Below are 10035 nucleotides of genomic sequence, written 5' to 3' on the forward strand. Positions count from 1 at the left end.
GATTACGGCACGGGGAACGGTCATGAAGACGTTCTCGTCGACACCGACGCGCAGCTCGTTCCTTTCCCCACCCCAGATGCGTGGCGTATTGAGTACGGCACCCTGCTCATAGAGATTCAGCGTCTCGTAGTAGCGGAATCCGTAGCTGAGCAGCTTCTGTGTCTCCTGGGCCCGAGACTCCTCGGAGCTGGTGCCCATCACCACCGAAATCAGACGCATGTCGTCACGCTTGGCCGAAGCGACTAGACCGTAACCCGCCTCGGTCGTCCAGCCCGTCTTCAGGCCATCGACGGAGGGGTCTCGCCACAGCAGGCGGTTGCGGTTGGGCTGGCGAATATCACTGTAGGTGAAGTACTTCTCGGCATAGACCGCGTAGTGCTCGGGATAGTCGTTGATGATGTATTGCGAGAGCAGCGCCATATCCCGGGCCGAGGAGTACTGCTCCGGATGCGGCAGCCCGGTGGCATTGGTGAAATTGGTATTGTGCAGCCCCAGGCGCGTGGCGTGCTGGTTCATCAGGTCGGCAAAGGGCGCCTCCCCGCCGGCCAGGTGCTCGGCCACTGCGACGCTGGCGTCGTTGCCGGAGGCAATGATGATGCCGTAGAGCAGGTCACGGATCGACACTTCGGTATCGACCTCGATGAACATCTTCGAGCCCCCTGTACGCCAGGCGTTTTCACTGACGCGCACCATGTCGTCCATGCCGATATTGCCACGATCGAGTTCCCGCTCCACCAGATAGGCTGTCATCAGCTTGGTGAGACTCGCCGGGGGCAGGCGCTCATCAGCGTTATGCTCGATGAGCACCCGGCCGCTGTCGGCATCCATGAGGAACCATGACTTGGCCGCAATCTGCGGGGGAGCGGGAATCATCGTCTGAGGCGTAGGCACCGCCTGGGCCAGGGCCTGGGCCGTCATCAGGACCAGACTCAGCAGCAGCACCGGCAACAGCAGCGGACGGAGTTTACGGAACAGCACTCTCATTGGTTTGGGTCTCATCGGATACATCGGAAAGTGAGAAGCAAGGCGCCGATCAGTCGGTGCCATTGACGATAAAGGCCTGCTCGAAACCGGCACGTCTCAGCTCTGCCCGGGCCGGCTCGACCTGGGCAGCACTGGACAATGGGCCAATCTGCACCCGATACATGCCGGCAGAGTCGGCCACCCGCACGGGATGCGACAGCTCGTTGTCGAGCCTCGCCTTGAGCGCGCGGGCATTGTCCACCGATCCCAGCGCGGCGATCTGCAGAAAGATGGCGGCCTGGCCACCGGCTGGTTCCGCCGTGGTTCGGCTCGGGGCTGCAACCTCCCGTGACGACTCGCCGGCTGGAGCGGACTCGGCCCGTCGAGCCGGCTCCGCCTGGGCGGTACGCGACTCGTCGACAGGCGAGGGTTGGACCGTCGGCGAGGCCGACCGGTTCTCGCCATTGCGGCCATTTTCAGCCAGCCACCGCTCGGGGTCGATCGCCTCCACCTTCACCCGGCCGGTGCCACGGTCAAGGATATCCAGGCGCGCCGCGGCCGCATAGGAGAGATCGATCTCACGGTCATTGTGGAAGGGCCCGCGGTCGTTGACCCGCACGATCACGGAACGACCGTTCTCCAGACTCGTTACCCTGGCATAGGTCGGCAGCGGGAGCGAGCGATGGGCAGCGGTCATCTTGTACATGTCATAGATTTCGCCGTTCGAGGTGGCGTAACCATGGAACTTCTCGCCGTACCAGGACGCGGTGCCCTGCCTGGCATAACCACTGGCATCGGGCAGCACCCGGTAGGTCTTGCCCCACACCTCATAGGTCGGGCGGTTTCCGCCACGGGACGGTGGCTCGACACGAGGCACAGCATCCTGAATCTTGCTGACGTCTGGCGGGTTTTCGGGGTAGGCATCGCCACTCATGGCATAGCGACCGCCGCCTGAGGGTGCCGCCGCTGGTGCACTGCGAGTCGTCTCCCGTTCGCCCGAGGGCTGGGAGCCACCGCCACCGGCACAGCCGGTCAACAACGTGGCCAGGGCCAGGCCGATGTACCAGGGTTTCATGTTCCCTCTCCAGCACCATTGCTCGTCGGTTCGAGCGGAGGCGAAGCCAGCGCACGCTGTGCTTCGATTGCCTCGGCCAGCTCTGTCACCGCCATGGCATAGAGGTGACTGTGGTTATAACGGGTGATGACGTAGAAGTTCTCGTGACCCACCCGGTAGCGCCAGGCCTCTTCGGATACCTCAAGCGAGAGCGGCACCACCAAGGCATCGTCATCGAGGCTGCCCTCGACCCGAATCCCCGCCTCGGCAAGCTCGGCCACGCTGGCGTAAGGCCGGGCCGTGCGGTTGAAGTCAACTGCGGGCGGTGGGGTGTCCGGCCCCCGTGCCTCATGATAGATCGGGCTGCCCGGCTGCCAGCCATGTACGGCAAAATAGTTGGCGACGCTGCCGATGGCATCCACCGGGTTGGTCCACAGGTCACGCACCCCGTCACCGTCGAAGTCAACGGCATAGGCGCGATAGCTGGTCGGTATGAATTGGGGGTAACCCATGGCCCCGGCGTAGGACCCTTCAGGCTGCCCGGCTCCACGCCCTGCTCCCGGGTAATTTCGAGAAAGGCCGTCAGCTCACCATGGAAGAAACCACCCCGTACGGGGTGGTGAAAGGCAAGGGTCGACAGCGAGTCGATGACCCGATGGCGGCCGGTAAAGCGCCCGTAGCTGGTCTCGACGCCGATGATGGCGGCAATCATGTCCGCCGGTACGCCATACTCCGCTTCGGCGCGCTCAAAGGCGTCATGATGCGCCTCGATAAAGGCCACGCCACGCTCGATCCGCTCCGGCTGCAGGAAGATCTCCCGATACTCGTCCCAGCGCAGTCGCCGTTCCGCGGCGCCTTCCATGGCGTCCAGCACGCCTTGCTGGAACTGGGCGCTGCGCAGGGCCGACTCCAGCCACTCACGCTCAATACCGCGATCGACCAGGGTATCGACAAGCTTTCCCGCTCCCTCGTGCTCCGCAGGATCGAAGTCTGCGGCGCTTGTCCCGGGCGCCAGCATCAACAAGGCCAATACGGCAATGCCGGTACCGCTGGCTCTTTTCCACTTACCCACTGGCATCATTCGCTCGCCACTCCTGCTGGGGCTTGTCGTTCAGATATGACCATCGCTCGCCGTCGCTAGCGCGGCAACAGGCGACGGTGGCCATGAATGGACATGAGAATACCGAAACCCGCCAGCAAGGTCACGCTGGAGGTGCCGCCGTAACTGACCAGCGGCAGGGGGACACCAACCACCGGCAGGATACCGCTGACCATGCCGACATTGACGAAGACATAGATGAAGAACGTCAGGATGATACTGCCGCCGAGCAGACGACCGAAGGTATCGTGTGCCCCTGCCGCCAGCCAGAGGCCCCGGGTGACGATCATCAGGTAGAGCACCAGCACGACCAGCATGCCAACGAGCCCGAACTCCTCGCCCAATACGGCAACGATGAAGTCCGTATGCCGCTCGGGCAGGAACTCGAGCTGTGACTGGGTACCCTGGAGCCACCCCTTGCCCCATACGCCACCGCTGCCGATGGCGGTGGTGGACTGGATGATGTTCCAGCCGGATCCCAGCGGGTCGCTTTCAGGGTTGAGAAAGGTAAGAACCCGCTGACGCTGATAGTTGTGCAGGTTCATCCACAGCAGCGGCAAGGCGGAGGCGGCCAACACCAGCAGGAAGGCGATGAAGCGCCAGGAGAGGCCGGCCAGCAGCACCACGAACACCGCCGCACAGGTGACCAGCAGGGAAGTGCCCAGGTCGGGCTGGCGAGCAATCAGCAGCACCGGCACGCCGATCAGCACGCCACAGACGAGCAGATCATACCAGCGGGGCGGTAACTCCCGACGGCTCAGCCACGCCGCCACCATCAGGGGCATGGCCAGTTTCATCAGCTCCGACGGCTGGAAGCGCACCACGCCGGGAATGGTCAGCCAGCGTTTCGCCCCCATGCCCATGTCACCCACCAGTTCGACCGCCACCAACATGAGCAGGCTGGCCCCGTAGACGAGCGGGGCCCAGCGCAACAAGGTCGTTGGCGTCAGCTGCGCGAGCAGTAGCATGACCACGATCGCGACAAGGAAGCGACTCCCCTGGGCGATGACTGCATCGATGTTCTGGCCGCTGGCGCTGAAGAGCACACCCAGGCCGGCCACCATCAGTACCAGCAGCATGAGCAACAGCCAGGGGTCGAGATGGGTACGCTCCCAGATACTCTTGCGACGGGCGATGCCGCTCTCGGGCGGGCGCACCGGCCGGCGACGCAGGCCTCTGGCCAGATAGGTCAACGCCATCGATCAGTTTCCTGCCACGGTGCCGGTGTCATTCTCCAAGGTCTCCCGCAGTTGCTCGACATCCACTTCCTCTTCATCCAGCAGCCAGGCATCGGTCATGGCCCTGGCCAGGTGGGCCGCATGGGTACTGCCCCCACCGGCATTCTCCACGATCACCGCCACGGCGATCTGCGGGTCTTCCAACGGTGCGAATGCCATGAACAGCGCATGGTCCCGCAGGCGCTCCGCCAGCTCCTCGGCGTTATAGCGCTGGTCCTGTCCCAGCGAGAAGACCTGGGCGGTACCCGACTTGCCCCCATGCGGTACTCCAGCCCCACCCCGGTACGGCGGGCCGTTCCTTCGTGGCCGGTGAGCACCTTCTCCATGCCGGAAAAGATCCTGTCCCACCAGTAGTCGTTGTCGATTTGCAGAGCGGGCGGGGTGTCCGGCAACGCGAGCTCGACGGCCTCCCCCCCGATACGGCTAGCCAGGCGGGGCTTCACCCACTCGCCTCGATTGGCCAGGACGGCCGTGGCGGTTGTCAACTGCAGCGGCGTGACCTGCCAGTAGCCCTGGCCAATGCCGACCGATAGCGTTTCACCCGGGTACCAGGGCTGGCCGAAACGGCCACGCTTCCAATCCCGCGAGGCATCAGGGCGCCACTTTCGCCGAATACGTCATGCCCCACCCGCTGCCCGAAGCCGAAAGCACTCATGCGGTCATGCACCCGATCGATGCCGAGCTCATGGGCCAGCGAATAGTAGTAGGTGTTATTGGAAACCGCGATGGAACGCTCCATATCGACGCGCCCATGCCCCCAGCGAAGCCAGTTGCGATAGCGGCGACTGTCGTTGGGCAACTGGTAGAAGCCAGGATCGTTGATGGTACGTTCCGGAGTGATAACCCCTTCGGCCAGGCCCGCCATGGCCAGGAACGGCTTGATGGTCGAACCCGGCGGATACTGGCCACGTATGGCCCGGTTGAACAGCGGCAGGTCGAGGTCTTCCTGAAGCGCCCGGTAGGAGGCGAAATCGATACCGGTGACGAACTGATTGCTGTCGAAACCCGGGGCCGAGACCATGGCCAGAATCTCTCCGGTGGCGGGGGCAATGGCCACGATGGAACCGCGCCGCCCGTCTAGCAGTTCATAGGCCAGGGTCTGAAGCTGCATGTCGATGGTCAGGGTCAGATCCTTCCCCGGCACCGGATCGGTGCGCCCCAGCTCGCGCAGCACCCGCCCCCTTGCATTGGTTTCGACCTTGCGTAGGCCCGCCTGGCCGTGAAGCACATCCTCGTAGAAGCGCTCGACACCGGTCTTGCCGATGAAGTGCGTTCCGGCGTAGCGACCCAGGTCGAGCGTCTTCATCTCATCGGCATTGATACGACCGACATAACCCAGGGCATGCGCCGTGATATTGGCATCGGGATAGTAGCGCAACAGTTGGGCCTCGACCTCAATGCCAGGCAGACGATGCCGGTTGACCGCAAGGCGGGCGATCTGGGCTTCGTCCAGATCACTCATCAGCAGCGCCGGCTGGAAGGGGCGTTGACGCTGGCGTGAGCGCAGCCGAAAGGCCTCGGCCTCCTCGGGGGACAGCTCAAGCAAGGCCTCCAGCAAATCTAGCGTGCCGTCGAGATCCTCGACCCGCTCGCGGATCAGCGTCAGGTTGTAGGTGGGCCGGTTCTCGGCCAGCAGCACCCCATTGCGATCCTGGATCAGGCCCCGGGTCGGCGGCAGGGGCTCGACCCGCACGCGATTCTTTTCGGAGCGGGTACTGTAGACCTCATGCTGCACCACCTGCAGGTAAACCAGCCGACCCATCAGCAGGCCGGTCAATGCCACGATCAGCAAGCCGGCAAGCAGTGAGCGGATTCGAAAGATGCGCAGCTCCTGCTGCGGATTCTTGAGGGTGTCACGGCGATCTCGCATGCCGGCTATGACCTCGAGTGACTATTGCGGGGGAACCACCGTTCAACGGTGATAGGGATGTCCCACCATCAGGGTCCAGGCACGATAGAGTTGCTCGGCCAGGATCACCCTGACCAGCGGGTGCGGCAATGTCAGCGGCGACAACGACCATCGCCGGTCGGCACTGGCGGATAGCTCGGGCGACAGTCCATCGGGACCTCCCACCATCAGCGCCACGTCACGGCCTTCCAGCCGCCATGCCTCGCCTTCACGAGCCAGCCGTTCGGTACTCCAGGCCTGACCTTCGACTTCCAGCGCCACCGTGAACTCATCGCCGCGCAGGCGATCGCGAATTCGCTGTGCCTCCAGCGCAACGGCACGCATCACATCAGCATTCTTGCCCCGCTGCCCTGGGGCAATTTCCTCGACTTCCAGGGAAAAATCCCGGGGCAGGCGCTTGCGGTACTCCTCTACCCCCGCATTGACCCAGGCGGGCATGCGCGTACCCACCGCCAGCAGGCGGACTCTCATGCGCTACCGTGCTCTTCTCTGGGCTCCACATCGCTGGGCAGATCGGCCCAGAGACGCTCGAGGTCATACAGCTGGCGGGTTTCGGGAAGCATCACATGCACGACCAGATCGCCGAGGTCCACCAGCACCCAGTCGGAGCCGGCCTGCCCTTCCACACCCAGGGGCGGATGGCCGCCGGCCTTGGACTGCTCGACAATGTGGTTGGCCAGCGCTGCCACATGGCGCGTTGAGGTACCGCTCGCCACTATCATCAGATCGGTGACGCTGGTAAGGCGTGAAACGTCCAGCATCGCCACGTCCTTGGCCTTGAGGTCATCCAGTGCATCTACCACCAATGTCTTGAGCGAATCGTTGTGCATAGCCCCTCGTCAACGGGAAGTCTTGGTCGGTGCCCATTGTAGCGTCTTGCGCGGCCCATGGCAGTGTTCAATGCGTTCGATATAGGGCTCTTTCGTGTATTCGCGCTTCCACGGCTTCGGGGAGCAGGTAGCGGACGCTGCTGCCGGCGGAGAGTCGATGGCGAACCGCCGTGGCCGAGATCGCCATTCGCGTCGGCAGTGCAAGGCGCAACAGTCGTCCCGCGGGGAACTGGAACAGTGCCTCACAGCTATCGACCTCTCGTCGGCCAATCAGTTCTGCCAGCGCCTCGGGCAAGGGCGCGCAGTGGTCCGGCCGATCGATCACCACCAGATGGGCCAGCTCGAAGAGGCGTTCCGGCGCTCGCCACTCCGCCAGACGAAGAAAGGCATCATGACCCAGGGCCATCACCAGTTGCGCTTCTGCACCGTACTCTTCCCGCAGGCTGGCCAGGGTATCGGCGCTGTAGGAGGGCCCTGCGCGCTCAAGCTCACGGGCGTCCGCCAACAGGCCCGGTGTCTGGCCGATACCGAGCTTCAACAAAGCGAGGCGTTCCTCGGGCGACACCGATGGTTCGTCACGCAGCGGCGGCATGCTGGCGGGCACCATGTGTACCCGGTCGAGCTTCAGGCACTCACGCAGCTCGACGGCGCTACGCAAGTGGCCCAGGTGCACCGGGTCGAAGGTTCCACCCAGCATGGCGATACGCGGCACCCTGGCCGGCACAGCCTTCCCTTGGCCTGCCGTCACTTCCGGACGCGAGCTTTGCCGGCTCACCCTCGAACCTGGCCGTCACCCAACACCACGTACTTGCGCGTGGTGAGACCTTCGAGGCCCACCGGTCCACGGGCGTGCAGCTTGTCGGTGGAGACACCGATCTCAGCGCCCAGGCCATATTCGAAACCGTCGGCGAAGCGGGTCGAGGCATTGACCATCACCGAGCTGGAATCGACCTCGGTCATGAAGCGACGAGCCAGACCATAGTGTTCGGTCACGATGGCATCGGTATGGTGCGAGCCGTAGCGTTCGATATGCGCGATTGCCGCGTCCATGCCGTCGACCACACGAATCGCCAGCACCGGTGCCAGGTATTCGGCCTCCCAGTCAGCCTCGCTGGCGGGAGTGGCGTCCTCCAGCACCCGGCAAGTGCGCTCACATCCGCGCAGCTCGACCCCATGCTCGGCATAGGCGGCAGCCAGCCGGGGCAAGAGTGATTCGGCCAACGGCACATCGACCAGCAGCGTCTCCATGGTATTGCAGGTGCCGTAGCGCTGGGTCTTGGCATTGATGGCGATGGCCATGGCCTTGTCCGGATCAGCGGTGGCATCGATATAGACATGACAGACGCCATCCAGATGCTTGATCACCGGCACGCGCGCCTCCCGGGTGATGCGCTCGATCAGCGACTTACCGCCGCGGGGGATGATCACGTCCACATACTCCGGCATGGCGATCAGGCGCCCCACGGCGGCCCGGTCCGTGGTCGCCACCACCTGCACCGCAGCTTCGGGAAGCCCCACCTCGAGCAACCCCTCGCGTATGCAGACGCCAATGGCGGCGTTGGACTCGCGAGCCTCCGATCCGCCGCGCAGTATGCAGGCATTGCCGGACTTGAGGCACAGGCTGGCAGCCTCGAGAGTCACATTGGGCCGCGACTCGTAGATGATGCCGATCACACCGAGCGGTACCCGCATCTGGCCGACCTGGATGCCGCTGGGTCGCATCCTCATGCCATCGATCTCCCCCACCGGGTCGGGCAGGGCAGCGACCTGCCTGAGGCCTTCCACCATGGCGTCGAGTCGTCCATCATCGAGTGCCAGCCGATCGAGCAGGGCGGCATCGAGCCCACTCTCGCGACCACGGGCAAGATCCCGTGCATTGGCGGCGAGTACCTCGGCGCGCCGACGCTGAAGCTGGTCGGCCATGGCCCGCAGGGCACCGTTCTTGTCGGCGGTAACGGCGCGGCGCATTTGCGTGGCGGCGACACGCGCAGCCTGGCCTAGCCGCACCATGTAGGCATCGACATCGCCGATGGCCTGGTCGGCGGTGGATTCGGTTCGAGAGGCGTATGCGGACATGCGGTTTCAATATCTCCTGGACGACAGCCTCAGAGGAGGCTGCGGACGTTATACTGGCGCAACTTCGTGTCGATCACCATAGATAGTAAGGCACCATGCAAAGCAAGTACAAAGTCGGACTGATGCGCCTGAACCTGCTGGTCGCGGCGCTGCTTCTGGCCCTACTGGCCTACCGGACGGAGCTCTTTGCCAGCGCCTTGCTGCTGTGGCTGGCTGTGGCCTGGCTGACGGTGACTGCATCGCTGCTCGAGTTCAGTCACCGGCGGCCCGCCACGGTTCCCTGGCAGCTGCTGCCCAGCCTGCTGCTGGCCGGCCTTCTGTGGACGGATCCCGAGCGCCATGCCTTGTGGATCTGGGGCTGGCCAGCCTGCTGATGCTGCCTCAGCCGGGATGGATGCTGGGCCTCACCTTCATCCTGGCAGGCCTTGCCTGGTGGTCTCTCGTCGGCGTGCTCGGCTTCGAACAGTCCTCTTCTCGGGCCTGCTTCTGCTGACGTTGATGCTGCTCGGACTGGCACGCAATCTCCAGCTGCAACCGCTTCGCCTCGCCTCACGCCAGCGCGTTCGCCTGGCTCCCGGGCTTCCGCTATGGACCGCACATCAGTTGGCCACCGACCTGCGGCGCGAACGCGCGCGCTGCCGCCGTGAAGGAGTACATGGTGAACTGCTGCTGCTCCGCACATCACGCCACCTGCTTTGGCCCCTGGCCCAGGACCTGTGTCGCCAGACCCACGACTTCGAGACCTGCTATCGCCTCAATCAGCATACGCTGGCCGCCCTGCTGCTGAGTCGCGACCGGGAGCAGGCCCGGTCACGGCGCCAGGCACTGCTCGATGGCCTGCGCACCCCGGTGAAGGCAAGGTTCAC

Annotated in this window: 8 protein-coding genes and 3 pseudogenes; 2 read left to right on the top strand and 9 right to left on the bottom strand. The window is 64.3% G+C overall.

Annotation, left to right across the window (positions count from 1 at the left end):
- The 9 genes and pseudogenes from Q427_RS25490 to Q427_RS25530 all read right to left on the bottom strand — a co-directional run.
- On the bottom strand, positions 1-918 hold a 918-nt coding region (locus Q427_RS25490), incomplete at its 3' end, for a D-alanyl-D-alanine carboxypeptidase family protein (RefSeq protein ID WP_231613923.1).
- Between the two features lie 115 nt (positions 919-1033).
- On the bottom strand, positions 1034-2038 hold the full coding sequence (locus tag Q427_RS25495; RefSeq protein WP_043518201.1) for a septal ring lytic transglycosylase RlpA family protein: 1005 nt from the start codon (positions 2036-2038) through the stop codon (positions 1034-1036).
- Positions 2035-3035 (bottom strand): annotated as a pseudogene (gene mltB, locus Q427_RS25500) (lytic murein transglycosylase B). The gene Q427_RS25495 and the pseudogene mltB overlap by 4 nt, the downstream one beginning before the upstream one ends.
- Positions 3036-3154: 119 nt before the next feature.
- On the bottom strand, positions 3155-4315 hold the full coding sequence (rodA, locus tag Q427_RS25505) for a rod shape-determining protein RodA (protein WP_043518203.1): 1161 nt from the start codon (positions 4313-4315) through the stop codon (positions 3155-3157).
- Positions 4316-4318: 3 nt separating this feature from the next.
- A pseudogene (gene mrdA / locus Q427_RS25510) lies at positions 4319-6224 on the bottom strand (penicillin-binding protein 2).
- A 42-nt stretch (positions 6225-6266) separates the two neighbouring features.
- Complete coding sequence (gene rlmH / locus Q427_RS25515) at positions 6267-6734, bottom strand: 23S rRNA (pseudouridine(1915)-N(3))-methyltransferase RlmH (protein WP_043518205.1); 468 nt, start codon at positions 6732-6734, stop codon at positions 6267-6269.
- The gene (gene rsfS, locus Q427_RS25520) at positions 6731-7093 is read right to left on the bottom strand and encodes a ribosome silencing factor (protein WP_043518206.1); all 363 of its coding nucleotides are present in this window, start codon (positions 7091-7093) and stop codon (positions 6731-6733) included. The genes rlmH and rsfS overlap by 4 nt, the downstream gene beginning before the upstream one ends.
- 67 nt (positions 7094-7160) lie before the next feature.
- Positions 7161-7790, bottom strand: a complete 630-nt coding sequence (nadD, locus tag Q427_RS25525; RefSeq protein WP_051496713.1) for a nicotinate-nucleotide adenylyltransferase — start codon at positions 7788-7790, stop codon at positions 7161-7163.
- A 74-nt stretch (positions 7791-7864) separates the two neighbouring features.
- Entirely contained in the window at positions 7865-9169 is a 1305-nt protein-coding gene (locus tag Q427_RS25530; RefSeq protein ID WP_043518208.1) for a glutamate-5-semialdehyde dehydrogenase, read from the bottom strand.
- A gap of 95 nt (positions 9170-9264) precedes the next feature.
- On the opposite strand from Q427_RS25530, the gene Q427_RS25535 reads away from it, so the two are divergent.
- Positions 9265-9543: a hypothetical protein gene (locus Q427_RS25535; RefSeq protein WP_043518209.1), complete on the top strand. Its 279-nt coding sequence runs from the start codon at positions 9265-9267 to the stop codon at positions 9541-9543.
- Between the two features lie 124 nt (positions 9544-9667).
- A pseudogene (locus tag Q427_RS25540) lies at positions 9668-10035 on the top strand (hypothetical protein); the annotation flags it as partial.

Source organism: Halomonas sp. BC04 (genome assembly GCF_000568385.1).

Bases quoted from the DNA above. Each gene is read 5' to 3' on its own strand.
- nadD (WP_051496713.1), bottom strand. From the start codon at position 7,790: ATGCTGGGTGGAACCTTCGACCCGGTGCACCTGGGCCACTTGCGTAGC.
- rsfS (WP_043518206.1), bottom strand. From the start codon at position 7,093: ATGCACAACGATTCGCTCAAGACATTGGTGGTAGATGCACTGGATGAC.
- Q427_RS25495 (WP_043518201.1), bottom strand. From the start codon at position 2,038: ATGAAACCCTGGTACATCGGCCTGGCCCTGGCCACGTTGTTGACCGGC.
- Q427_RS25535 (WP_043518209.1), top strand. From the start codon at position 9,265: ATGCAAAGCAAGTACAAAGTCGGACTGATGCGCCTGAACCTGCTGGTC.
- rodA (WP_043518203.1), bottom strand. From the start codon at position 4,315: ATGGCGTTGACCTATCTGGCCAGAGGCCTGCGTCGCCGGCCGGTGCGC.
- rlmH (WP_043518205.1), bottom strand. From the start codon at position 6,734: ATGAGAGTCCGCCTGCTGGCGGTGGGTACGCGCATGCCCGCCTGGGTC.
- Q427_RS25530 (WP_043518208.1), bottom strand. From the start codon at position 9,169: ATGTCCGCATACGCCTCTCGAACCGAATCCACCGCCGACCAGGCCATC.